Origin of the sequence: Robertmurraya korlensis NBRC 107688 (assembly GCF_001591645.1) — a bacterium.
Classification (GTDB): Bacteria; Bacillota; Bacilli; order Bacillales; family Cytobacillaceae; genus Robertmurraya_A.
In genome coordinates this window covers 505,524-530,636 of record NZ_BCVH01000001.1, presented here as the reverse complement: position 1 = coordinate 530,636, position 25,113 = coordinate 505,524, and the positions used below count along the sequence as shown (strand labels likewise).

Here is a 25,113-nt window from a genome sequence, read left to right as displayed (position 1 = left end):
TTTTATGAATATAGAATTTTGGTCACCCGTGCAGCTCTCCTTAACAGTTGCCTCAGTTTCACTAATTTTTGTTATCATTACTGGAGTGTTCGTTTCCAGAATTATGTTTCAATCTTCTTTTAAAGGAAAAACCATTATTGAGACAGCACTCCTTTTACCTATCGTCCTCCCTCCTACCGTTGTAGGGTTTTTATTAATTATGATTTTTGGTATGGCGAGCCCTGTGGGACAATTCATTGAACAGCTTTTTAAGCAACCCGTTATGTTTACATGGTGGGCAGCCGTGATTGCTTCAACTGTTGTTGCTTTCCCCCTTATGTATCAGTCATGTAAAACTGGATTTTTAACTGTAGATAGTGAAATCGAGGATGCAGCAAGAGTAGACGGTGCAGGAGAATGGGAGGTGTTTTTATTAATTGCTCTTCCTTTGAGTAGAAAGGCAATCATTTCTGGTTCGATTCTTGCTTTTGCCCGAGCTCTTGGGGAATTTGGAGCGACACTCATGTTCGCAGGAAACATTCCTGGAAAAACACAAACCCTTCCTACAGCCATCTACGTTGCCTTCGAGTCAGGTAATAGTAGTCTTGCTTGGGGCTGGGTCCTTCTAATGATCCTTTTATCCTATGGGATGCTTTATCTATCTAGCCAAATAAAATAGCCATGAGAGAAACTCATGGCTATTTTTCACCCCTTTATTAACATTCTTCTTTTCCATATTCTTACTATTGCTCCGATGAACACGAATCCTAATCCAATTGTTATTGCTTTCTTCATAATTGGCATGGAGTTATCACTTGATGTAGTTTCTCCTATAACAGAAGACTTTTCCTCCACAGATTTTTGCTTATATTTAGTTAAAGAAATGGTTTGAATCTCATTATTCATGGAATCAAATACAGCTAACTCTCCCTCATTTGTTACATCCATAACTGCAGCTCCTACAAGAGGTTCTGTAATATATAATGGTTCCGTTAAAACAAACTTATCGCTCTCATTCTGAAACGCTGTATTCAAAGGGACCGTTGAAGTTTTGAATTTCGAAAATCCATAACTTAGCAAATTAATTGTATCATTATAAATATCACGTTTATATGTTGCCCCTAACCCAATGACCGTTAATTCAATTTGACCATTGGAAGCCGTCGTTGCCAACGTTTGCCTTGATTCATTTACAAAGCCAGTTTTCCCTCCCGATATGCCTTCAAATGGAATTTCTCCCTTTAAGAGTAAATGATGGGTATACAAAGTGGTATCCCATGATTGACCATCCCAAGGCAACTCTTTTGTTCCGAAAATATCTTTAAATGTTTCATTTTTTAATGCGTAATTCGTGATTAGACCAAGATCATAGGCAGTTGTATAATGGTTTTCATCAAAGAGTCCATGTGGATTCGTGAAATGAGTATCTTTCACCCCTATTTTTTCTTTTAGAAATTCATTGATATCTATTTCGTATTTCTCCATGCTCCCATCCATATGAAGGGCAATAGCGGCAGCAGCATCATTTCCTGAATTAATAAGCATACCTTGAATCAATTTCTTTAGAGGAACTTCTTCTCCCTCATTCAAATATACTCTTGTTCCTTCAACCTCAATAGCTTCACCACTTACTTTAACCATTTCATCTATTTTTGCGGTTTCGATTGCGTAAATGGCAGTTGCTATTTTTGTTAAACTTGCAGGATACATGCGTTCATGCTCATTTTTAGAATAGAGGACCGCATTGGATTGTGAATCCATCAATATTACCGAATCGCTTATGATGGATAGCTCGTCCATTTGTTCAGCAAATACTTGATTGGTACTTATAGCGAGAATAGAGCAGAAAATAAAAGATAGTTTTTTTATCATGTATGCACACACCTTGTTTGAATTCAGTCCTTTTCGATTGTACCAAAAAAATAGCATGTAAACTTATTATTTAAACATTTGTTACGAAATTGAAAAACTAGGTATAATTTCGTGCTTTATAACGAAAACACCCATACTAAGGTCGTCATTTACATTCATAGAAAAAGTATAGACAAGTTTCCCTCACCCTGATGCATATAATTTAGTAGAAATAAATTTTTGGAGGGGTACCATGCAATTTCTATTTGTTAAAAAACGTTCTGTTATATTTTCACTTCTTCTGTTAGTTATGGTTTTCTCAGCCTCCCTTTGGATTTATTTAAACATGGGTAGCGAAGCGGTTGTCCAAACATCTGTCAATGATTCAACTAGAGAAATACATTTAGTCACTGGTGAGTTTGAAGCAACAACAAAAGATGGGAAAGAAATAGAAGCGTACCGCTTTGATCCAGGGACTATCTTTCTTCAAAAGGGCGAGAAGGTAAAATTAAAGATTATGGGCATAAACGGTACCAATCATCCGTTTATTATCGAGGGAACAAATATTAGCGGTAAGATCCTTCAAGGAGAAGAAACCGAACTCGATCTTCAGTTTCAAAAGAAGGGTGTATATCGATTGGTTTGCCTCACCCACCATGATTCAGATTCAAACGGACCGATGACAGCCTATATTGTTGTAAATTAACTAACTAGTAGACAATCGTGTGAATAAACACACGATTGTCTTTTTTCGCGTCAAACTGTCAAAATATCTCCATAACCTAATCAACCGTTAAGTGATTTATCACGTTACAATAGTGTTATTAATAATAACTTTTTGTATAACAGGTCTAACATCCCTTAATTTCATTATAGTACAGTTTCATTATATTCACCCTTCCTTCACATAACGAGCCTTTGACAAACCTAATGTTCATAACATTGTCAAAATGTCACCTTGAATATGTGATGTATTTCACTAATTATCTGTTATACTTCAAGTATGATGTATTTGTATCATCTGTTATATAAACATTTACTAAGAGGTGGACTCAAATGGAACAGTGGAAAGGCTTTTCAGAAGGTACTTGGAGAAAAGAAGTAAACGTTAGAGACTTTATTCTAAGAAACTTTAAAACGTACGAAGGAAATGATTCCTTCCTTGCAGGTCCTACTGAGGCAACAACCAAATTATGGGATCAAGTAATGGATTTAACGAAGCAAGAAAGAGAAAACGGTGGCGTTCTTGATATGGACACAGAAATCGTTTCTTCTATTGTTTCTCATGGTGCAGGGTACTTAAATCAAGATTTAGAAAAAGTTGTTGGTGTTCAAACTGACAAACCATTCAAACGTTCACTACAGCCTTATGGCGGAATTCGCATGGCACAACAATCTTGCGAATCTTATGGTTTTGAATTAAATAAAGAAGTTGAAAAAATCTTTACTGACTACCGTAAAACACATAACCAAGGTGTATTCGATGCTTACACTGATGAAATGAAAATGGCACGTAAAGTTGGTATCATTACTGGTTTACCAGATGCATACGGCCGTGGTCGTATTATCGGTGACTACCGACGCATTGCTTTATACGGCGTAGACTTCTTGATTCAAGAAAAGAAAAAAGATCTTGCTAGTACAACTCCAGTAATGAAGGAAACCGTTATCCAGCTTCGTGAAGAATTGTCAGAGCAGGTCCGTGCCCTTAACGAATTAAAGAAATTAGCTGCTAGCTATGGCTTTGATATTTCTAAACCGGCTACTACAGCTACTGAAGCATTCCAATGGTTATACTTCGGATACTTGGCAGCTATTAAAGAACAAAACGGTGCAGCAATGAGCCTTGGACGTGTTTCAACTTTCTTAGATATTTATATCGAGAGAGATTTAGAAAACGGTGTTCTTACCGAGCAAGAAGCACAAGAATTGGTTGACCATTTCGTAATGAAGCTTCGTCTTGTAAAATTTGCTCGTACTCCTGATTATAACGAGCTATTTAGTGGAGACCCTACCTGGGTAACTGAATCAATCGGTGGTGTAGCAAATGACGGACGTGCTTTAGTAACGAAAAACTCTTTCCGTTTCTTGCACACTCTTACAAACCTTGGTCCAGCTCCAGAACCAAACTTAACAGTACTTTGGTCTACTCGTCTTCCAGAAGGATTTAAAAAGTTCTGTGCAAAAATGTCAATTGAAACAAGTTCTATTCAATACGAAAACGACGATATCATGCGCCCAGAATGGGGTGACGATTACGGTATTGCATGTTGCGTATCAGCAATGGAAATCGGTAAGCAAATGCAGTTCTTTGGTGCTCGTGCTAACCTTGCAAAAGCACTTCTATATGCAATCAATGGTGGAAAAGACGAAAAACACAAGCTTCAAGTAGCACCTGAGTTCTCCCCTATCACTTCTGATGTACTAGATTATGAAGAGGTTATGGCGAAATTTGACTCTACAATGGATTGGTTAGCTGGTCTTTACATTAACACACTAAATATTATTCACTACATGCACGATAAGTACAGCTATGAGAGAATCGAGATGGCTCTACATGATACTAATATCCTTCGTACAATGGCAACTGGTATTGCAGGACTTAGTGTTGTTGCTGACTCATTAAGTGCCATTAAATATGCTCAAGTTCGTCCAATTCGTGACGAAAACGGAATTGCTGTTGACTTCGAAATTGAAGGAGACTTCCCTAAATACGGAAACAACGATGATCGTGTAGACAGCATCGCTGTTGATCTAGTGGAGCGTTTCATGAAAAAGCTTCAAAAGCACGAAACTTATAGAAACTCTATGACTACCATGTCTATTTTAACGATCACTTCTAACGTTGTGTATGGTAAGAAAACAGGAAATACACCTGATGGTCGTCGTGCTGGTGAACCTTTTGCACCTGGTGCAAACCCAATGCACGGACGCGATACAAAAGGAACTCTAGCTTCCCTCGCATCTGTTGCTAAACTACCATATGCCTACTCTTTGGATGGTATTTCCAATACCTTCTCGATTGTACCGAAAGCATTAGGTAAGGATGACGACAGCCGCGAAAATAACTTAGTAAGTATTCTTGATGGCTATTCAGTTAAGCAAGGACATCACTTAAACGTTAACGTTTTTAACCGTGAAACACTACTTGATGCAATGGAGCACCCAGAAGAATATCCACAATTAACGATTCGTGTATCTGGTTACGCAGTTAACTTTATTAAGTTAACAAGAGAACAACAAATGGATGTTATTAACAGAACATTCCATGGTTCACTATAAAAACCTTTTGTAGGAAGATGACATTTATCTCCCTACCTGATAAATGAGAGGAGTTTTTCATCATGAACGGAAACATTCATTCAATCGAAACATTTGGGACAGTAGACGGACCTGGAATTCGCTATGTCGTATTTACACAAGGCTGCTTGCTTCGTTGCCAATTTTGTCATAATGCGGATACTTGGGAAATCGGAACTGGAAAACAGATGTCTGTTTCCGAAATCATCGATGATTTAAAAACATATCTGCCTTTCATTGAATCATCAGGTGGTGGAATTACTGTTAGCGGTGGAGAACCACTCCTACAAATTCCCTTCTTAATTGAACTATTTAAAGAGTGTAAAAAGCTGGGGATTCATACAACCATTGATTCTTCCGGTGGCTGTTTCTCACATGCAGAACACTTTCAAGCTAATCTTAAGGAATTGTTGCAATACACTGATTTAATTTTACTTGATATTAAGCATATTGATCGAAAGAAGCATATCTCCTTAACTGGTATGGCTAATGAACATATCTTAGAATTTGCACAATTCTTATCTGCACAAAATGTTCCTGTTTGGATTCGTCATGTTCTTGTACCAACCATTTCAAATGATAGTGACGATCTTAAAAAACTTGGGGAATTCATCGGTAGCCTTTCGAATGTTAAAAAGGTTGAAGTTCTTCCGTATCATGAGCTTGGAGTATATAAATGGGAAGCTCTTGGAATGGAGTATCCACTAAAAGGTATTCAACCACCAAGCGATGAAGAAGCCCAAGAAGCTCTTGAGCTTCTAACCGCTACAGTAAAATATGCATAATGAAAGGGGGAGCTATTTTGCTCCCCCTCTTTTTTATTTCCACCAATCATCAAACATCGTTGTCGGCGGTCGTCTTTTATGTTCTGTTATGAGATATCGCTGTTCAATCTTTTCTGCTACCTCGTTTGCCACTTCTTTTCCTTCAAGAAAATCATCTAGCTCCTCGTACGTAATTCCGAGTTCCGTCTCATCAGCTTGACCAGGCTTTTGATCTAATAAATCAGCTGTTGGGACTTTTAAATAAAGCCGTTCATTTGCACCGAGCGCCTTCAGCAGCTCTCTACCTTGTCTTTTCGACAGACCAGACAATGGAAGCAAGTCTGCTCCCCCGTCTCCATACTTTGTGAAAAAACCTGTAACAGCTTCAGCTGCATGATCTGTACCAACGACAAGTAAGCCTTCCTGCCCTCCGATTGCATATTGTGCAATCATTCGCATTCTCGCTTTGACGTTCCCTTTATGATAGTCTCGTAACGGTTCTCCTACCGTTTTTTGATCATATTCAAACTTTACTGCGTCTACTGCTTCCTTAATATTAAAAACAAATTCCTCATCCGGTTGTATGAACTTTAGGGAATGTTGTGCATCTTCTTCATCTTGTTGAATCCCATAAGGTAAACGAACAGCAATAAATTTACATTCATAGCCTTCTTGTCTAAGCTCTTCAACAGCTAACTGCGACAATCGACCAGCTAACGTACTGTCTTGTCCCCCACTGATTCCCAATACTAACCCTTTAGCATTTGTTTTCTTCACATATGCCTTTAAAAAAGCAATACGATCGTTCACCTCTTGGCGAGCATCAATATAAGGCTTCACATGTAACTCATTCATAATAAGACTTTGAATGTTTCTCAACGCTTCTCCTCCTTATCTAATATTCTGAGATTTTATATTCACCTTAACTTCTTCTATATTTCTCATTTTGTTATCCCAACATTTTTGACTCAAATCCACTGGGTATTCCTCTGGGTTTAGTGCTCTTGTATATTCCTCCCACAACACTTGGAGATTTTCTTTTACGTAATTTTGCATTTGTTGCAGACTAGGCACTTCATACACAAGCTTTCCGTTTACAAAGATATCCTCATGAAGGTCCTTGGCGGTGAAATTTGTAATAAACTTACTGATATAGGTGTGGATAGGGTGGAACATTTTAATTCTAGACTCAGCTTCTGGATGCTCTTCATCCATCGTAATATAATCGCCTTCTGACTTATGGTTTTCATTATTAATAATCCGGTACACCCGCTTTAGGCCAGGGGTAGATACCTTTTCAGGATTTCCACTAATCTTAATTGTGTCAACGAGCTCTCCATTTTCCCCTTCGATCGCTACGAGTTTATATACGGCACCTAACGCAGCTTGGTCATAAGCAGTGATTAGCTTTGTACCTACTCCCCACGTATCAATCATAGCTCCTTGGGCTTTTAAGTTGATGATGGTGTACTCATCTAAATCGTTTGAGGCAATAATTTTCGTTTCCGTAAATCCAGCTTCGTCTAGCATTTCACGAGCTTTTTTTGAGAGATATGCAAGGTCTCCACTATCAAGACGTATACCTAGAAAATTAATTTTATCACCAAGTTCCTTAGCGACCTTTATTGCATTTGGTACACCTGATCTTAATGTATCGTATGTATCTACTAAAAACACACAGTCTTTGTGCCGTCGAGCATATTTGTGAAACGCAGTATACTCATCCTTATATGCTTGGACCAAAGAATGAGCATGTGTACCTGCCACAGGAATTCCAAACATCTTTCCTGCTCGAACATTAGAGGTAGCTTGGAAACCTCCAATAAATGCGGCTCTCGTCCCCCAAATAGCGGCATCCATTTCTTGTGCCCTTCTCGTACCAAACTCCATTCCAACGCCATCACCTATCACCTGTTTAATCCTTGATGCCTTCGTCGCAATTAACGTTTGGTAGTTTATTATATTTAACAATGCGGTTTCAATTAACTGTGCCTCAGCTAATGGGGCTTCAACTCTTAATAAGGGCTCATTCCCAAAAGCAATTTCCCCTTCGACCATGGAGCGGATATTCCCTGTAAAGGTTAACGTTTTTAAATAATCAAGAAAGTCTTCCTTATAATGGGCAACTTCTCTTAAGTATTCAATATCGCTATCAGTAAACCGAAAGCTTTTTATGTAGTCAATTACCCGTTCTAAGCCTGCAAAAATAGCGTAGCCATTCCCAAAAGGCAAATTTCGGAAATATAAATCAAATACCGCTTTCTTGGTGTGAATCCCATCCTCCCAATAAGTTTCTGCCATATTGATTTGGTACAAATCCGTATGTAAGGTCAAGCTATCGTCTGGATAGTCACGTTTCATTACTAAAATCTCCTTAACTTCAAAAATGCATTTTAACTTATCATAGCGAAACTACCTTTAAATGTCACGATTTTAGACAAAATGTCAAAATAAATCCTTATTATCTTCGTATTTGCACATGAGTTTATGGTTTACTATACTAATAAGGAAAACATTCAAAAGAAGTGAGGTGCTTTCGATGGATGAGATTCTTTTTGACTTAACGAATTTTTCAACACTGTATACCATTTATGCGTCTGTCGTAATCAGCCTAATTCTTCGATTGGTTTGGATTTGGAACATCGAGTTCCACTTTCTTGATACGGTTTGTTCCTCAACCGATTTAAGCTCGGAACATAGAAAAATTGTTCATGCGCGAACTTACTCTCACCAACTACACCCTGCACTCGTCTGGATATTCACGTACATTAGACGAAAAGTAGCAGGCAGTGATGATACAGATAGTGTCTTTCCTCCTTCAGCCAGATAAAACAAAATGATACGGAGGAAAGTTAAATGAGTGATTTTTTTCAAACAGTTTTTGTTCATACATTCTCAAACGCCATCCATGGTATTGCCATGCTTTTTAACGGAAGCTTCGGCTTATCCATTATATTTCTAACATTAGTTATTCGCCTTCTTCTAATGCCGCTAATGCTAAAGCAATACAAGAACCAGCAACAGATGAAGGGAAAAATGGACGCTCTAAAACCCGAATTAGACATGATTCAATCAAAAATTAAAAAAACAAAAGACAAAAGCGAGCAACAAAAATTACAGCAAGAGATGATGGGTTTATATCAAAAGCATGGAGTAAATCCGTTAGCAATGGGTTGCTTACCTATGTTAATTCAAATGCCCATTCTAATGGGTTTTTACTACGCTATTCGTGGATCTCATGAAATTGCAACTCACTCTTTTTTATGGTTTAACCTTGGACAGTCCGATATATGGATTACTGCTATAGCTGGTATCGTCTATTATTTGCAGTTTAAAGTGTCCATGTCTAACATGACTGGTCAACAACAACAGCAAATGAAGTTCATGGGACTTCTTTCTCCTATAATGATTGTTATGTTTTCATTCAACGCACCCGCCGCCCTCCCTCTTTACTGGGCGGTTGGAGGGACATTCCTAATTATACAAACACTGATAGGAAAAAAATTATATCAAACACCTGCACCATCTCTAACAGCTAATACAGAAAAAGCATAAACAAAAAGGTCTGCTCTTTTTTAAAGGGCAGACCTTTTTTATGCTAATAAAAAGCCAAACATAGCAAGGACGATACCTAATCCGTAACTTAATACCAGATACAGAATGAATGCATTTTTTTCTTTCGTTTCCCAAAGCTGTACCAGTTCTAGCTTAAATGTTGAGAATGTAGTAAAAGCACCCATAAAGCCAACACCTAAAAAGGAATACTCGTCCCCCCTTATCCCTTTTCCTACTAACAAACCTAAAAGAAACGAACCGATTGCATTAATAAAAAGTGTCCCGATAGGAATAGGGATTTTTATGTACTTTTTAGCAAGTAGACCAATGATATATCTAACATTTGCACCGATAAACCCACCTACAGCAATTAGAACTAGATTCATGAAGCAACCACCCTTCTCTGTCCTAATCGAAAACCACCAAACGCGCAGAATAGTCCGCCCATCATACTCATAAAAACATAACTTATCGCTAAAAAATATTGTCCCTCCTGTAAAAGAGAGCTTAACTCCACACTTAAGGTGGAGAAAGTCGTAAAGGAGCCAATTCCCCCAGTACCAATTGCTGCTGCTAAATCATCAGGAAGCTTCTTCGATAGTATCAATCTCGAAGTAAACCAACCAAGCGCAAACGCTCCTAACAAATTGGCAAACAAAGTTCCTAAAAACGGGAACCATGTACCATTGAATCCTAACATACTGTGGTATACAACATATCTCAACATACTTCCTATTGAGCCACCAATTCCAACAAATAACAACCTCATAAACTTCACCCTATTATAAAAAAAATGAATAAAAGAAAATACTGTTAGCTACCATGCTAACAGTATTATGTAGTCTTACTTTAGTTTAAGCTTCTTTGAAATAATCCTTATAATACCCGCCGACTTTCCCGCTATTATCTATAATAAAGTAAAATTCTTCTGTTTCATTTTTTACTTCGTACATATTTCCTGGTGTTAATTTATGATCGACAATATATTTTTCAGCTTTTGTGTGAACACAAGTTACCTTTTTAATTGTTTCCGACTCTGACCATTTTAGATGAATCACTTCAGTCACTCCCTTTACATTATCTATCTTATTATAGAAAGGAAGTAACTACTTAGCAACTTTTTCTAAAAAATGCTTCTTAATAGGTCTAATACGAAAATTTCTTTTTGTCACTTTTCGAACTTTATTTTCTTCGAAGGTAAAAAATTCACCTGTTAAGATATTCTTTAAAGTTATATAACTAATTTCACATATCGTATCTAATCTAATAAACTCTAGATATTTATATTGTTGATTATTATACACCAGCTCATAATAGCCATTTTCGCGATTTCCACTCATATTCTGACCCACTTTCTTAAGTTGGTGATATGAAGTGTTTACCACAAAAGATACTCGTATTAAACCAGTGTACTTGAAAAATTCAATTATGATTTATTTTTTTAGCCGATCAAGTTCCATTAGTAAAAACTGATAGTATTGCTCACTTACCCTTCCTTTTGCGCCTCTAAGAATCTCGGTAGAATAATGGTCTGGCGGTGACAATTCTGGCATCTTATTATACACATGGAAAGTTAGAACATCATTGACCCTTTCCCCATTGATGTCCACATCTATAAAGGTAGGACGATACCATCCACCATAAAAACCCTCTCTAGTAAATAAATATTCCACCCCTTCATATGAGGTTAAATAAACCAATCCCTCGGTTACACCACCATCTTCTACAATATCCGCTCTCCCACCATCGCTTATTCTGAATAAGTATTTCATCGAGTACCCCTTTAATATGGCAGCACCTACCAGGTTTTTAAAACAATGATCCACTCCTGCTTTTCGGAATCGTTCATCATCCATACATGAACCATAGGCAAAGTAGTATATTTGCTCGGGACGATTTGTCATGAATCTATGTAACTTCCAATCTCCGTGAATTATTTTTTCTCCCTTACTCGTTTCATCAACATTCACATACACAAGTGCTCTTTTAGTGCCTTCATCTGTATGTACGGTAACCATTGTTCTATCGTACAAGTTGGTTTCTCTACCTTCTTCATAATCCTCTAAAGCATCCAGCTGAGGTAATAGGTCCTTACTAACTAGATATAACTCCCCATACACCTTACCGGACTCATTTAGTTCAAGGGTAGGATCGCCGTAACCTGTATCAAAAAGCTCACCGTTTACCCATGCCTGTTCAGCAAGACAGGAAGCTTTCTTCAATAACCCGTGATTACTTTCGTGACGCCGTAATGTGCCGTAAACAAAAAGTGTAATCGTATCCATGCTACTCCCCCATAAATCAAACTATTTACAATATCTTATCACGAAAAAAAACCATTAAGTGTAAATTCTGTAACAGAATATTAATAATTTTGTGCCAATAAATACGCCGTTTTGGGTTTTCAAATGGGATAAAAATCGATACAATAGTAAAAAGCTAGAAAATTCAGTCCATTTAAGGAGGCTTGCAAATGAAGATAATGAGTAATGAAATGTTAGTTGTCTCGTATCGGAATGCATTAAAGTCAAATGAGGATAAGGAATGGGCGAAGTTTTTGAAAAAGGAAATCGAGAAGAGGAATTTAAAACCGACCATAAAATCGTAGGAACCAACCACCGGCTATAATATGCCGGTGGTTGTTATTTATCTTATGAAAATAAACAAGACGGGTTTCCCCGTCTATAGTAATTCCAACATGTGTAAATAAAGTTGTTGCGATGCTTGACTCGATAATCGTTTCTCCTTTTGGATTGATTCATTTATTTCTCTCGATTCAAGAGGAAAATCCACATGGCCACATACATGATGATTTTGATTACTCTCACCTGATATAAACAATTTAATTCCATCTTCGGTAACAAAAAAGGCATCTTCACTCAACATATAACGATGATGACATCTGCTTTTCGTTTGCATGAATTTCCCTCCACTTTTGTTCTCAAACCAATTATATATTAAATCTTCTGAATATTCATATAGTAAATTTTAGGAAATTGTGAACAAAATTGTCGTTAATTTGTAAAAAAGATTGACACTTAGCGATTTACTGTAGTAAAGTTAGAAAAAATTAAATGTTTTGATTTCTTATCAAGAGAGGTCGAGGGTCTGGCCCTATGAAGCCTCAGCAACCATCAATTTTTGAAAAGGTGCTAATTCCAGCAAGTATTTTACTTGGAAGATAAGAAGAATGGCTCATGTAACCACAAAGTCTTCTTCTTAGAGAGAAGGCTTTTTTTTATTATAAGGATGTTGGGAGAGACTACAATGTATAAAAACGAAACAAAAGTTGCACAAATTGGGAATAGAAGTGAAACACAAACCGGGACGGTAAACCCACCTGTTTACTTTTCTACAGCTTATCGACACGAAGGAATTGGTCAATCGACTGGCTTCGATTATATTCGTACAGGTAATCCGACAAGAAAGCTTGTTGAGGCCGCCATTGCTGATCTAGAAGGCGGAGATCAAGGGTTTGCTTGTAGTTCGGGGATGGCTGCAATTACTACTATTCTTGCACTCTTTGAATCCGGTGATGAGTGGATCGTATCAAGAGACTTATACGGTGGAACCTATCGAATCCTAGAACAAGGATTTAAAAAATGGGGACTATCAAGTACGTATGTTCAAACACATGACGTAGCCATTATTGAACAAGCCATTACTGAAAAAACAAAAGCCATTTTCATTGAAACACCTACTAATCCATTAATGGAAGAAACGGATATTAAGGCGGTCTCTGAACTCGCTAAAAAATACAACATTCTATTAATTGTGGACAATACGTTTTATACCCCATTGCTTCAAAGACCAATTGAACTAGGGGCAGATATTGTCATTCACAGTGCCACTAAATACCTTGGTGGACACAATGATGTATTAGCAGGATTAATCGTCGGAAAAGGAAAAGAGGTTTGTGAACAGCTAGGATTCCATCACAATTCCATTGGAGCTGTGTTAAGTCCATTCGACTCTTGGTTACTTATTCGCGGGATGAAGACCCTTGCACTTAGAATGAAACAGCATGAAAAAAATGCTAGAGAACTAGCAAGCTTTTTAAAGAAACATGAAAATGTGATAGATGTTCTTTACCCTGGACGGGGTGGAATGCTTTCCTTCCGTATAAAAAAGGAAGAATGGGTCAATTCATTTTTACAAAATCTTAAGCTTGTTACGTTTGCAGAAAGCCTCGGGGGAGTAGAAAGCTTTATTACATACCCTGCTACACAAACACACGCGGATATTCCGGAAGACATTCGTTTTTCCATTGGTGTTTGTAATCGACTTCTACGTTTTTCAGTAGGTATTGAGGATGTAGAGGATTTAATTAAAGATATTGACCAAGCTCTTTCTCGGTTAGATTCGGAGGCGTAAGGAATGAAAAAAGAACATAACTACTCATTTGAGACAAAGCTGCTTCATAATGAACATAAATTTGACCCTGCGACGGGGGCGGTATCGGTCCCTATTCAACACGCATCCACCTTTCACCAGCATAGCGTAGAAGAGTTTGGGAAGTACGACTATGGTCGAAGTGCAAACCCTACTCGTGAAGCTTTAGAGACGGTTATTGCAAACCTTGAAGAAGGGACAAATGGATTTGCTTTTGCATCTGGAATGGCAGCCATTTCTACTGCTTTTCTCCTTCTCTCTCAAGGAGACCATGTAGTGATCACCGAAGACGTGTATGGTGGAACCTACAGAATGGTGACTGAAGTCCTTTCGCGTTTCGGAATCGAGCACACATTTGTTGATATGACAGACCTTTCAGCTGTAAAACAAGCGATTCGTCCTAATACGAAGGTTTTCTATGTAGAAACTCCTTCGAATCCCCTTTTAAAAGTGACAGATATTCGAGCAATCAGTGACATTGCGAAAAGTGTTGGAGCTTTAACTTTTGTTGATAATACCTTTTTAACACCTGCTCTACAAAAGCCATTACAGCTTGGCGCAGATGTTGTACTCCATAGCGCCACGAAGTTTCTATCTGGTCATAGTGATGTTGTAGCTGGAGCTATTGTTGTTAACGATTCTGACCTAGCAAAACAAATTGGCTTTCTACAAAATTCCTTTGGAGCTGTGTTAGGTGTCCAAGATGCATGGTTAGTATTAAGAGGATTAAAGACGTTATCGGTTCGAATGGACTTCTCGATGAAATCTGCTCTAAAAATAGCCAGTTTTTTACAGTCTCACCCTTCTGTAAAAAGTGTATATTATCCAGGTCTTTCTAATCATCCCCAATTTGAATTACAGCAGAAGCAATCAGAAGGTGCCGGTGCAGTCCTTTCGTTCGAGCTCGAAAGTGAAGAGGATGTAAAACAGTTTGTTAAGCTAACGGAAATCCCTGTATTTGCTGTAAGTTTAGGGGCTGTTGAATCAATCCTCTCCTATCCAGCAAAAATGTCACATGCGGCCATGCCGATTGAACAACGGTTAAAAAGAGGAATCAGCCAAAGTCTCCTCCGCCTTTCTGTTGGATTGGAACATCCAGATGATATCATCAAGGATTTTTCTGCGGCACTTGAAGCAATAGCAGCTAATAATCAAGGAGAGATTGTAAGATGAACCTTTTAAATAAATTAAAAAAGGACATTGTCATTGGTGATGGTGCAATGGGTACCCTTCTCTACTCCTATGGAACAGATAGTTGTTTTGAAGAGTTAAACCTTTCCCATCCGGATGATATCCTAAACATTCATAAAGCCTATCTACGTGCAGGTGCGGATGTTATTCAGACAAATACGTATGCTGCCAACTCGTTAAAACTACAAAGATACGGACTGGAAGATTCAGTCGATAAAATTAATCGTGCGGCTGTAAAGATTGCCAAACAAGCCATTACAAATGAGAGTTTCGTTGTAGGAACGATTGGTGGTAACCGTGGAATCCGCCCCAACTCCTTTTCATTAGAAGAAATTGTCCAAAGCTTTTCACAACAATTACATCACTTATTGGATACAGACGTTGATGGTCTGTTATTTGAAACCTATTACGACTTGGATGAGATTGAAGCGGTCCTTTCGTTTGCGAGAAAGGAAACGAATTTACCTATCATTACTCAAATTTCTATGCAGGTCCCTGGGATTATGCAAGACCGAACACCCGTTAATGAAGCTCTCTTACGTTTGGAGGGTCTTGGCGCTGATGTGGTGGGTGTTAACTGTCGACTGGGTCCCCATCATATGCTTGCAAGCTTAGAACAAGTTGAATTACCAAAAACTGCTTTATTATCTGCTTATCCAAATGCAAGTCTTCCTACTTACACGGATGGTAAATTCCATTATGAAGGAGATGCGGATTATTTCCGAAAAAGCGCACAGGAATTCAGAGCTCAAGGTGTTCGTCTATTAGGAGGCTGCTGTGGAACAACTCCAGCCCATATAGAGGCGTTTGCTACGGAGTTAAAAGGAACTTCACCAGTAACGGAAAAGCAAGTAGAAATAAAGAAAGAAGTAGTTCAAGTAAAATCTACTCAACCGAAACGTACCGAGCAACCTCTTCAGGAAATTGTGAAGGAAAGATCCTCGGTCATCGTAGAATTAGATCCTCCACGAAAGCTTAATACAAAAAAGTTTTTCGAAGGGGCAAAAGTTTTGAAAGAAGCAGGAGTTGATGCTATAACCTTAGCAGATAACTCGTTAGCTTCACCTAGAATTTGTAATACGAGCCTTGCTCATTTAACAAAAACAAATATCGGAATTCGACCACTTGTCCATATTACTTGTCGTGATCGAAATATTATTGGTCTTCAATCTCATCTAATGGGTCTACACACACTCGGATTACACGATATTCTTGCTATTACGGGGGATCCCGCTCGTGTCGGTGATTTCCCTGGTGCCTCATCAGTCTATGATGTCTCTTCATTTGAACTTATTAGCATGATTAAGCAGTTCAATGAAGGTCTTTCCCCTACCGGCAAAGACCTAGGGGAAAAAGGAGTTTTTTCGGTTGCAGCAGCCTTTAATCCAAATGTAAAATATATTGATAAAGCTGTGTTACGACTGGAAAAGAAAGCGAAGTACGGTGCAGATTATTTTATTACTCAACCTGTTTATTCAGAGGAAAAGCTGTTAGAGATCTACCATGCTACGAGGCATATCTCTCAGCCGATCTATATAGGTTTAATGCCACTAACATCAAGTAAAAATGCGGAATTTCTTCATAACGAGGTACCTGGAATAAAGATTTCGGATTCTATTAGAGAACTGATGGCTTCTTTAAAGGATGATCCAATTCAGTCTGCGAAAGAAGGAGTGGCTATTACAAAGTCATTGATTGACGTAGCTTCTGAATTGTTTAATGGAATTTATCTAATTACTCCTTTTATGCGCTATGAGATGACCGCACAGCTCACTACCTATACAAATACGATAAACAGCCAAGCGGTAAGGAGGAAGCTGAATGCAAACAGCATCGTTAAATGAACAACTAAATAAACGAATTCTCATCATGGATGGTGCGATGGGAACGATGCTCCAACAAGAAGCATTAACAGCAGAGGATTTTGGTGGAGAGGAATATGAGGGCTGTAACGAAATATTAAACCTCACCACTCCTGATGTGATTGAAAAGATTCACCTGGAGTACTTACGTGCTGGATCGGATATTATTGAAACCAATACATTCGGTGCCACTAGTTTAGTATTAGATGAATACGATTTAGGCTCAAGAGCTTATGAGATTAATGTTGTTGCCGCCAAGCTAGCAAGAAAGGCAAGGGATCAAATATCTACTCCTGAGTGGCCACGTTTTGTCGCTGGTGCCCTTGGCCCTACAACAAAAACGTTAAGTGTCACAGGTGGCACCACCTTTTCTGCGCTAGTTGAGACCTATGAGGAGCAAGTTCTAGGTCTTCTTGATGGTGACGTTGACCTTTTACTGCTTGAAACGAGTCAAGACTTGTTAAATGTTAAGGCTGGATTTATAGGAATACAGAGAGCCTTTGACCTTCGAAACCGCAAGCTTCCTATTATGATTTCAGGAACAATTGAACCGATGGGAACCACGCTTGCTGGTCAATCAATCGAAGCCTTTTATATTTCTATCCAACATATGAATCCAATCGCAGTTGGACTAAATTGTGCAACGGGACCAGAGTTCATGCAGGATCATATTCGCTCCCTTTCTTCCCTATCAAATTCTGCAATTAGTTGTTATCCTAATGCAGGTTTGCCTGATGAAGAAGGTCATTATCATGAAACACCGGATTTACTAGCGAAAAAGCTGGGCAACTTCGCTGCAGAGGGTTGGATTAATATTGTTGGTGGTTGCTGTGGTACGACTCCTGAACATATCAAAGCCATTTCTGATGAAATGAAGAAATACAAGCCTCGTCCACGGATTGAAAACCATTCCCACATGGTTTCAGGTATTGAGCCATTCGTATACGATGATCCTACGTTACGACCAATCATGGTTGGAGAACGTACAAATGTTATCGGGTCAAGAAAGTTTAAAAGATTGATCAGCGATGGGAAATTTGAGGAAGCTTCAGAAGTAGCCCGTGCTCAAGTGAAAAACGGAGCTCACGTCATTGACATCTGCTTAGCGGACCCTGACCGTGACGAAATCATTGACATGGAGAATTTCATTAAGGAAGTCGTTAAGAAGGTAAAGGTTCCTCTAGTTATCGATTCTACAGATGATCAAGTTCTTGAGAAGGCTCTTAGTTACTCTCAAGGAAAAGCGATTATTAACTCCATCAATCTAGAGGATGGCGAAGAAAAATTTGCATCTGTTTCGAAGTTAATACACCAATATGGTGCAGCAGTTGTTGTTGGAACCATTGATGAAAAAGGGATGGGTGTAACTGCTGAGAAAAAGCTGGAGGTAGCAGAACGATCTTTTGATCTACTCGTTAACAAATATGGTGTTTCTCCTCAGGATATTATATTTGATCCACTTGTCTTCCCTGTCGGTACAGGAGATGAGCAATACATTGGTTCTGCGAAAGCAACAGTTGATGGAATACGAATGATCAAGGAGAAGATGCCTGAAACACAAACAATTTTGGGAATCAGTAATGTATCCTTCGGTCTTCCACCTGTCGGACGTGAAGTATTGAACTCTGTATTCCTTTATCACTGCACGGTCGCGGGACTTGATTACGCGATTGTAAATACAGAAAAACTCGAACGATTTGCTAGTATTCCACCAGATGAAGTCAAATTAGCTGAAGACCTTCTTTTCCATACAACCGATGAGACATTAGCTGTTTTCACTGAGTTTTACCGAGGAAAGAAAAAAGAAGCAAAAAGCACTCTACCAGATATGACGTTAGATGAGCGGCTAGCTTACTATATCGTTGAGGGGACAAAAGAAGGATTAATTCCTGACTTAGAGCTTGCTTTAACAACTTACCCTTCCCCACTTGATATCATTAATGGACCATTGATGGATGGAATGAAGGAAGTGGGTCGCCTTTTCAATGACAATCAATTAATAGTAGCAGAGGTACTTCAAAGTGCTGAGGTTATGAAAGCCTCTGTATCCTTCTTAGAACCTTATATGGAAGCAGGAGATACTTCTGCATCAAAAGGAAAAGTGATTTTAGCTACTGTTAAAGGCGATGTTCACGATATCGGTAAAAACCTAGTGGATATTATTTTAAGCAATAACGGGTATGATGTGGTTGATTTAGGTATAAAGGTAACCCCTACTACATTAATTGAAACGATAAAAAAGGAAAATCCCGATATTGTTGGATTATCCGGTTTACTAGTAAAGTCCGCACAGCAAATGGTCCTAACTGCTCAGGATATGAAGCAAGCAGGAATTCATGTACCTATTTTGGTTGGTGGTGCAGCTTTATCTAGAAAATTTACTGATACAAAAATTTCTAAAGAGTACGATGGTCTGGTTTTATACGCAAAGGATGCCATGAATGGGTTAAGTCTTGCCAACCAACTCCAAGATGAAGAGGAGTTCAAAAAACTTAAGATAGAGCATGCAGAAAGACAAGAACGCATAGCCAGTACAACCGTTGAATCAAACACTGCAACCTCAACAGCTACTGCTGTTAAGATGCGATCAAAAGTAACACAAGATTTTATCGTACAAGTTCCTAAAGACGTTAAGAAACATATTTTACGACAATACTCTCTTGCCCATATTGAACCATATATCAATGAACAAATGCTCATTGGTCATCACTTAGGGGTAAAAGGAACGATCGAAAAGCTATTAGCAGCCCAAGATGAAAAAGCTTGGAAGGTAAAAAATGTGGTTGATGAGCTTAAAGCAGACGCAAAGCAAAAGGGTTGGATTAGGCCACAAGCAGTATATCAATTTTATCCTGCGCAATCGAAAGATGAGAGTATTTTCATCTATAACCCTGAAAATCACTCAGAAATTCTTGAAACCTTTACGTTCCCTCGCCAGGAATCTGAGCCATATTTGTGCTTAGCAGACTATATTAAATCGGTTGACTCAGGTGAGATGGATTATGTCGGATTCTTTGCAGTAACTGCAGGCACTGGCATTCGTCAAGTAGCAGAAGAATTAAAACAGGCCGGTAAGTTTTTAGAAAATCATGCTCTTCAAGCTTTAGCGTTAGAGACTGCTGAAGGATTTGCAGAATTCATTCATCGCCTCATGCGTGACCATTGGGGGTTCCCAGATCCGGTTAGCATGACAATGAAGGACCGATTCTCGGCCAAATACACTGGTCAACGCTTCTCATTTGGATACCCTGCCTGTCCAGAACTTGAAGACCAAACAAAGTTATTTTCGCTTCTGAAACCAGAGGAGATTGGTATTCAATTGACCGAAGGATTTATGATGGAACCCGAAGCTTCTGTTACAGCAATGGTATTTTCCCATCCAGAAGCTCGTTACTTTAATGTTTTAAGATAGTTGCTTGAGAGTGTTTAGCGTAAAAGCTAAACACTTTTTTGTGTTTTTTTTTCTTTTCTTCTACTACAATAACAGTAATGACTAAATTAAAAGGTGATACGATGGATTTTTCAATTAGTCCTCTAGGCGACACAGCTTTGATAGTTGATTTCCCGGCAACAGGGTTACATGGTAAGGCAAATGACTACGTACACTCTGCCTATCATTCACTTTTAAAGCGGTCAATTCCAGGAATGACTGCTTTGGTACCTGCATACACAACACTAACGATCCACTATGATCCTTCGCTCATAAAATCATGTTATCCATATGAAGAAGTGAGAAGTCACATTCATAAACTACTCTTAAAAGGGGTAACAACGGACAGACGACAAGGAAATTGTTTTCTTATCCCTGTTTGCTATGAGCCTCCTTTCTCTCTTGACTTAACAGAGGTTGCAAAGGTTAACCAACTTACCGAGGAAGAGGTAATTCAACATCATACCAAACAAATCTACCAAGTTAGCTTTCTAGGCTTTTCACCTGGCTTCCCTTTTTTAAGAGGGCTACCTAAATCAATTGCCACACCAAGAAAAGGAAGTCCAAGAACCTTGGTCAAAGCTGGCTCCGTTGGAATTGCTGGTGAACAAACAGGAATATATCCAACCGATAGTCCTGGAGGCTGGCAAATTATTGGTCAAACACCGATTCAAATCTATTTTCCTAGCAAAAATGACCCAACACTATTTGTACCAGGCGATACTATTCGATTTTATCCGATAACAGCTAAACAGTTTTCCCAAATGGAGGTATCAAATGAGTATCACAGTTCTTAAGCCTGGTCTCCTTACTACCATCCAAGATTTAGGACGTACACAATTTCAAGCAAAAGGTATTGGAACATCAGGCGCTCTTGACCTTTACTCTCACCAGCTTGCTAATTGGCTTGTTGGAAACGAGGAGCATGCAGCAACGATTGAAATCACCCTTCTAGGACCAACTCTACTGTTTCAATGTTCATCAGTCATTTCAATATGCGGGGCTAATTTATCCCCTACTATCAATGGGATTCTTATAGAAAATGGGAAGCCGCTCCAGATTTCTACTGGTGATATTCTTTCGTTTTCTACCATCCTTAGTGGTAGTCGTGCGTATCTTGCTGTGAGTGGAGGTATTCATTCTCCTATCGTATTGGGGAGTCGAAGTACAGACATTCGCTCTCAAATAGGTGGCTACTACGGGAGACCCTTACAAGCTAAGGATCATTTACGTATCTATTCTAGTAATTTATTACATCCAATTCATTGGAAGCTCTCCCCTGAATTACATAACCATGTAACGAAAAAAAGAAAAGTACGATTTACAAAAGGAAAGCAATACGATCTTTTTACGAACAATAGCCATCAAGACTTTATCACATCAGACTTTCATATAACTAAAGATTCAAATCGGATGGGTATCCGTTTAGCTGGGCCTCCCTTAGAAATACAAGATAAACAAGAGCTTATTACTGAAGGAGTGACCCATGGATCTGTTCAAGTTCCTCCAAATGGTCAGCCCATTGTTCTTTTATCAGATAGACAAACAACCGGAGGATATCCAAAAATAGCACAAATCGCATCGGTTGACCTTCCTTATTTAGCACAGAAAAAACCTGGAGATATAGTAGATTTTGAGGAAATAACCCTACAAGATTCTCAGAAATTATATGTTAGGATGAATACTCTCATGCGGGTACAAAAGGCGATCATTAGAGAAGCACTAAAAGGGGTGATTCAATATGGAGGTTGATCTTAATTGTGATTTAGGTGAAAGCTTTGGTGTTTATCAGCTAGGGAACGACCAGGAAATGATGAAATATATAACATCTGCTAACATCGCTTGTGGATTTCATGCTGGCGATCCAATAACGATGCGGGATGCAGTTTTACTTGCATTAGCCAATAAGGTATCCATTGGTGCCCACCCTGGTCTTCCGGACTTGAGAGGATTTGGTCGAAGAAATATTCACATTTCTCCTAAGGATGCCTATCATGATGTTGTGTATCAAATCGGTGCATTAGAGGCGTTCGTACGATCGGAGGGTGGATTATTAACACATGTTAAACCGCATGGGGCATTATATAATTTATGTGCAGTTGATATGGCTACTGCCGAGGCTGTTGCAGAAGCGGTATATCGAGTGAATCCAAACCTTTATTTATATGGGTTAAGCGGAAGTAGATTAATTGAAGCAGGGAGGAAACTTGGTCTTAAAACCATAAATGAGGTTTTTGCAGATCGGGCCTACATGGAAAACGGAACTCTAGCACCCAGACATTTAGAAGGTTCCGTCATTAGTGATGAAATCGCTTCAATCAATCAGGTACTACAGCTTGTCCTAGATAAGCGGGTAAAAACAATTACAGGTACTGAAATACCATTACAAGCTGACTCTATATGCTTACATGGCGATGGCATAAAAGCCGTTGAAATGGCACGAATCATTTCTACTACATTAAAAGACAATGGAGTACTTATAAAACCATTCTTCTAACAAATAAGAAGCGCGATTTTTTATCTGCGCTTCTTTACTCAGTTATTGATTCCTTCAAAAGAATCATTTCTTCTTCCGTTTTCGCTATCTTCAGTAGTTGAGTGTCTAGTCTTTTTGATATGTTATCAAAATTCTTTTGATAGCTAGCCTGTAATTTGGTTAACGTCTCTTCAATGGCGACTGTCACTTTTTCAAAGGGATGTTCCTCGATCTTTTGTAATAATTCTTTTATATCCCCTATGTCAATTTGATTTACAGCAACTCGGTGCTCAATGCTGTTTACTTTTTCAAGCGTTGCCAGTCGAGATTCAATAGAATCTAATTTTGAGTTAACATTTATATTGATCTCATTTAAGAGCCGCACTAACTGTGTCATTTCACTCATATTCAAACCCCCTCAGTGTTTTTTCTAATTGTATCATTTGAAACAAAGAAAGGTGTTACAGAACTTCGTTAATTTCGTGTCCAAAAACCAAACCTTTCAATTTATTTGTTAATTGTATATTTTCTATTTAATGTTTCGGGTATTTACCTACCACGTGAATGGCGGAAATAATTTTTTTATTTATCCATTTTCGATTCTCAATTGTATTCAGTGTTTCATAAACCATTTTTCTTCCTTCTTCCGTTGTTACATAATGACTAGGTAGGCTGTTTAAGCTAAGTGCAATAATGTCATTTCTACATTTTTCACATTTACAAAATACTTGGTAATCAGGACCAACCATACTCATGGTGACTAAGGCGATTACGATTTCTTCCATAACATTCATATAACTTTTCATTTGTCTACTCCGCCTTATCATATAAAAATTGCCAATTAGGATTAATTCCGATATTCTATAGATATTTATTGTAACAGGAGATTACTATGATTCGAATGATTGGCATTACAAAAGATTTTACCATAAAAGAGATTAGTTTCCGTCAATTTACCCCAGAGGAATGGATGTGGTATTGGATTGACTTCAATCAGCCCAGTTTGGAGGAGACCGGCTATCTAAATAATCCTTTGCAATTTCATCCTCTTGCTATAGAGGATTGTATTAATAAGCTTCAGCGTCCCAAGCTAGACTATTATGACCAACACACCTTTTATGTTACACATCGGTTAGGTGAAGGTAGCCTTGAGAAAGAAGAAATAAATTTTTTTGTTGAAAAGCATTTTATTGTCACCTATCACCATTTACCTTCTCCAGAAATCGATCATGTATGGGATCGTTTACTTAATTCTAGGCAGATGAAAGACTGGAATCCATATTTAGTGTTCTACCACGTGCTAGATAAAATTGTAGACAATTATTTTCCTTTTTTATACGAAATCGAAGACACATTAAATGATATTGAAGACAATTCAAATCATTTATCCATGGAGAAGTTACTTGAGCAATTGTTTGAAACAAGACATCATTTATTAAGCTTGCGACACACAATTATTCCAATGAGAGACCTTCTCTATCGGATGCTAAATTCTCATCGTTTAGAAACCATTCAAGGAAAAAAAGAATATTTTGCAGATATATATGACCACTTACTTAAACTATCTGAAATGATTGATGCAAACCGTGAAATTACTGCTGATATTCGAGACAGCTATATTTCTTATAATTCCCATCAAACCAATCGAGTGATGAAGGTTCTTACAGTGATCACTACCATTTTCATGCCACTTACGTTTATTGCCGGAATTTATGGAATGAACTTTGAACATATGCCAGAGCTTCGCTGGGAATATGGATACTTTCTAATTCTTTTCATCATGCTCTTAATAGGTGGAGGTATGTATCTTTGGTTTAAAAGAAAGGGATGGTTCCGATAAATCGGAAAAATTCCCCAGCAAATGCTGGGGAATTCAATATTAATGTCCTTGAGAGAATCCTGTTTGTTGCATACCGTGATTCATGATTCCACCAGTTGGGTGAAAAGAGTTGGTATGGAATCCAGTACCTGGTTGGGAGAATGTTTGCTGCATCCCCATTTGGCCAGTGATTCCTTGTTGAAGTTGGTTACATACGTTAATGACATCTTGACACTTACGAATGGCTAGATCATGCTGTTCAAGACTTCTTTGAATGTTCTGAACCGCTACTCTTTCTCTTTGGACTAGTTGTTCAAGCATTTGAGCATTTTGCTGTTCTTGTTGAAGCATTTGGCGATATTGCTGGCTTCCTTGTTGAGTTTGGGTTATTAACTGCTGAGCAAGCTGACGACATTCATTAATTTGTTGGATTCCATTTGTCATTGTATTCATCAAGGACCCCTCCATCATCAATATATAAGTAGGTCACCCTC

At 38.4% G+C, this 25,113-nt stretch carries 27 protein-coding genes and 1 riboswitch; of the genes, 15 read left to right on the top strand and 12 right to left on the bottom strand.

The window, feature by feature from the left end; all coding sequences use genetic code 11:
- The first annotated feature begins 4 nt into the window (after window positions 1-4).
- Window positions 5-658, top strand: a complete 654-nt coding sequence (gene modB, locus BKO01S_RS02685; protein WP_066049517.1) for a molybdate ABC transporter permease subunit — start codon at window positions 5-7, stop codon at window positions 656-658.
- 26 nt (window positions 659-684) lie between these two features.
- Here modB and BKO01S_RS02680 read toward each other — a convergent pair whose 3' ends face one another.
- Window positions 685-1,851 carry a D-alanyl-D-alanine carboxypeptidase family protein gene (locus BKO01S_RS02680; protein ID WP_066048223.1) on the bottom strand — a complete coding sequence of 389 codons (1,167 nt, stop codon included), beginning with the start codon at window positions 1,849-1,851 and terminating at the stop codon, window positions 685-687.
- A gap of 232 nt (window positions 1,852-2,083) precedes the next feature.
- Between BKO01S_RS02680 and BKO01S_RS02675 the strand changes: the two genes are divergently transcribed.
- The 3 genes from BKO01S_RS02675 (at window position 2,084) to pflA (ending at window position 5,915) form a co-directional block, all read left to right on the top strand.
- The gene (locus BKO01S_RS02675) at window positions 2,084-2,536 is read left to right on the top strand and encodes a cupredoxin domain-containing protein (protein ID WP_066048220.1); all 453 of its coding nucleotides are present in this window, start codon (window positions 2,084-2,086) and stop codon (window positions 2,534-2,536) included.
- Between the two features lie 350 nt (window positions 2,537-2,886).
- Window positions 2,887-5,112, top strand: a complete 2,226-nt coding sequence (gene pflB, locus BKO01S_RS02670) for a formate C-acetyltransferase (protein ID WP_066048216.1) — start codon at window positions 2,887-2,889, stop codon at window positions 5,110-5,112.
- A gap of 62 nt (window positions 5,113-5,174) precedes the next feature.
- Window positions 5,175-5,915 carry a pyruvate formate-lyase-activating protein gene (gene pflA / locus BKO01S_RS02665; RefSeq protein ID WP_066048213.1) on the top strand — a complete coding sequence of 247 codons (741 nt, stop codon included), beginning with the start codon at window positions 5,175-5,177 and terminating at the stop codon, window positions 5,913-5,915.
- 33 nt (window positions 5,916-5,948) lie between these two features.
- Here pflA and nadE read toward each other — a convergent pair whose 3' ends face one another.
- On the bottom strand, window positions 5,949-6,749 hold the full coding sequence (gene nadE / locus BKO01S_RS02660; RefSeq protein ID WP_066049513.1) for an NAD(+) synthase: 801 nt from the start codon (window positions 6,747-6,749) through the stop codon (window positions 5,949-5,951).
- A gap of 36 nt (window positions 6,750-6,785) precedes the next feature.
- Window positions 6,786-8,255: a nicotinate phosphoribosyltransferase gene (locus BKO01S_RS02655; RefSeq protein ID WP_066048212.1), complete on the bottom strand. Its 1,470-nt coding sequence runs from the start codon at window positions 8,253-8,255 to the stop codon at window positions 6,786-6,788.
- A gap of 178 nt (window positions 8,256-8,433) precedes the next feature.
- On the opposite strand from BKO01S_RS02655, the gene BKO01S_RS02650 reads away from it, so the two are divergent.
- Both BKO01S_RS02650 and yidC read left to right on the top strand, forming a co-directional pair.
- Window positions 8,434-8,724, top strand: a complete 291-nt coding sequence (locus BKO01S_RS02650) for a hypothetical protein (protein WP_066048209.1) — start codon at window positions 8,434-8,436, stop codon at window positions 8,722-8,724.
- Between the two features lie 26 nt (window positions 8,725-8,750).
- Entirely contained in the window at window positions 8,751-9,449 is a 699-nt protein-coding gene (gene yidC, locus BKO01S_RS02645) for a membrane protein insertase YidC (protein ID WP_066048206.1), read from the top strand.
- A gap of 38 nt (window positions 9,450-9,487) precedes the next feature.
- On the opposite strand, the gene crcB is transcribed toward yidC, so the two are convergent.
- The 5 genes from crcB to BKO01S_RS02620 form a co-directional block, all read right to left on the bottom strand.
- On the bottom strand, window positions 9,488-9,835 hold the full coding sequence (gene crcB, locus BKO01S_RS02640; RefSeq protein ID WP_066048205.1) for a fluoride efflux transporter CrcB: 348 nt from the start codon (window positions 9,833-9,835) through the stop codon (window positions 9,488-9,490).
- The gene (locus BKO01S_RS02635) at window positions 9,832-10,218 is read right to left on the bottom strand and encodes a fluoride efflux transporter FluC (protein ID WP_066048204.1); all 387 of its coding nucleotides are present in this window, start codon (window positions 10,216-10,218) and stop codon (window positions 9,832-9,834) included. The genes crcB and BKO01S_RS02635 overlap by 4 nt, the downstream gene beginning before the upstream one ends.
- A gap of 85 nt (window positions 10,219-10,303) precedes the next feature.
- Window positions 10,304-10,507, bottom strand: a complete 204-nt coding sequence (locus BKO01S_RS02630; RefSeq protein ID WP_066048200.1) for a DUF6501 family protein — start codon at window positions 10,505-10,507, stop codon at window positions 10,304-10,306.
- 48 nt (window positions 10,508-10,555) lie between these two features.
- Window positions 10,556-10,789 carry a hypothetical protein gene (locus BKO01S_RS02625; protein ID WP_066048195.1) on the bottom strand — a complete coding sequence of 78 codons (234 nt, stop codon included), beginning with the start codon at window positions 10,787-10,789 and terminating at the stop codon, window positions 10,556-10,558.
- Between the two features lie 93 nt (window positions 10,790-10,882).
- Window positions 10,883-11,734, bottom strand: coding sequence for a gamma-glutamylcyclotransferase family protein (locus BKO01S_RS02620; RefSeq protein ID WP_066048192.1), 852 nt, complete (start codon window positions 11,732-11,734; stop codon window positions 10,883-10,885).
- 188 nt (window positions 11,735-11,922) lie between these two features.
- Between BKO01S_RS02620 and sda the strand changes: the two genes are divergently transcribed.
- Window positions 11,923-12,057 carry a sporulation histidine kinase inhibitor Sda gene (gene sda, locus BKO01S_RS02615; protein WP_066048189.1) on the top strand — a complete coding sequence of 45 codons (135 nt, stop codon included), beginning with the start codon at window positions 11,923-11,925 and terminating at the stop codon, window positions 12,055-12,057.
- Between the two features lie 74 nt (window positions 12,058-12,131).
- Here the strand turns inward: sda and BKO01S_RS02610 are convergent, their stop codons facing one another.
- Window positions 12,132-12,368, bottom strand: coding sequence for a hypothetical protein (locus BKO01S_RS02610; protein WP_066048185.1), 237 nt, complete (start codon window positions 12,366-12,368; stop codon window positions 12,132-12,134).
- Between the two features lie 165 nt (window positions 12,369-12,533).
- A riboswitch (SAM riboswitch) is annotated at window positions 12,534-12,637 on the top strand.
- Window positions 12,638-12,716: 79 nt separating this feature from the next.
- Between BKO01S_RS02610 and BKO01S_RS02605 the strand changes: the two genes are divergently transcribed.
- The 7 genes from BKO01S_RS02605 to BKO01S_RS02575 all read left to right on the top strand — a co-directional run bounded on the left by BKO01S_RS02605 (window position 12,717) and on the right by BKO01S_RS02575 (window position 22,821).
- The gene (locus tag BKO01S_RS02605; protein ID WP_066048182.1) at window positions 12,717-13,823 is read left to right on the top strand and encodes a methionine biosynthesis PLP-dependent protein; all 1,107 of its coding nucleotides are present in this window, start codon (window positions 12,717-12,719) and stop codon (window positions 13,821-13,823) included.
- Between the two features lie 3 nt (window positions 13,824-13,826).
- A complete protein-coding gene (gene metC / locus BKO01S_RS02600) occupies window positions 13,827-15,014 on the top strand; it encodes a cystathionine beta-lyase (RefSeq protein WP_066048179.1) in 1,188 nt (395 codons plus the stop codon).
- Window positions 15,011-16,876, top strand: a complete 1,866-nt coding sequence (locus BKO01S_RS02595) for a bifunctional homocysteine S-methyltransferase/methylenetetrahydrofolate reductase (RefSeq protein WP_066048176.1) — start codon at window positions 15,011-15,013, stop codon at window positions 16,874-16,876. Before metC ends, BKO01S_RS02595 begins: the two co-directional genes overlap by 4 nt.
- On the top strand, window positions 16,854-20,306 hold the full coding sequence (gene metH, locus BKO01S_RS02590) for a methionine synthase (RefSeq protein WP_066048173.1): 3,453 nt from the start codon (window positions 16,854-16,856) through the stop codon (window positions 20,304-20,306). Before BKO01S_RS02595 ends, metH begins: the two co-directional genes overlap by 23 nt.
- 101 nt (window positions 20,307-20,407) lie before the next feature.
- The gene (pxpB, locus tag BKO01S_RS02585) at window positions 20,408-21,121 is read left to right on the top strand and encodes a 5-oxoprolinase subunit PxpB (protein ID WP_066048172.1); all 714 of its coding nucleotides are present in this window, start codon (window positions 20,408-20,410) and stop codon (window positions 21,119-21,121) included.
- The gene (locus tag BKO01S_RS02580; RefSeq protein ID WP_066048169.1) at window positions 21,102-22,076 is read left to right on the top strand and encodes a 5-oxoprolinase subunit C family protein; all 975 of its coding nucleotides are present in this window, start codon (window positions 21,102-21,104) and stop codon (window positions 22,074-22,076) included. Before pxpB ends, BKO01S_RS02580 begins: the two co-directional genes overlap by 20 nt.
- Window positions 22,066-22,821: a LamB/YcsF family protein gene (locus tag BKO01S_RS02575; RefSeq protein WP_066048164.1), complete on the top strand. Its 756-nt coding sequence runs from the start codon at window positions 22,066-22,068 to the stop codon at window positions 22,819-22,821. The genes BKO01S_RS02580 and BKO01S_RS02575 overlap by 11 nt, the downstream gene beginning before the upstream one ends.
- 34 nt (window positions 22,822-22,855) lie before the next feature.
- Here the strand turns inward: BKO01S_RS02575 and BKO01S_RS02570 are convergent, their stop codons facing one another.
- Together BKO01S_RS02570 and BKO01S_RS02565 are read right to left on the bottom strand one after the other, a co-directional pair.
- A complete protein-coding gene (locus tag BKO01S_RS02570) occupies window positions 22,856-23,206 on the bottom strand; it encodes a hypothetical protein (RefSeq protein WP_066048159.1) in 351 nt (116 codons plus the stop codon).
- 127 nt (window positions 23,207-23,333) lie between these two features.
- Window positions 23,334-23,606, bottom strand: a complete 273-nt coding sequence (locus tag BKO01S_RS02565; protein ID WP_066048155.1) for a late competence development ComFB family protein — start codon at window positions 23,604-23,606, stop codon at window positions 23,334-23,336.
- An 86-nt stretch (window positions 23,607-23,692) separates the two neighbouring features.
- On the opposite strand from BKO01S_RS02565, the gene corA reads away from it, so the two are divergent.
- Window positions 23,693-24,640, top strand: coding sequence for a magnesium/cobalt transporter CorA (gene corA / locus BKO01S_RS02560; RefSeq protein ID WP_066048153.1), 948 nt, complete (start codon window positions 23,693-23,695; stop codon window positions 24,638-24,640).
- 39 nt (window positions 24,641-24,679) lie between these two features.
- Here the strand turns inward: corA and BKO01S_RS02555 are convergent, their stop codons facing one another.
- On the bottom strand, window positions 24,680-25,072 hold the full coding sequence (locus BKO01S_RS02555; RefSeq protein WP_066048151.1) for a hypothetical protein: 393 nt from the start codon (window positions 25,070-25,072) through the stop codon (window positions 24,680-24,682).
- Window positions 25,073-25,113: the final 41 nt, after the last annotated feature.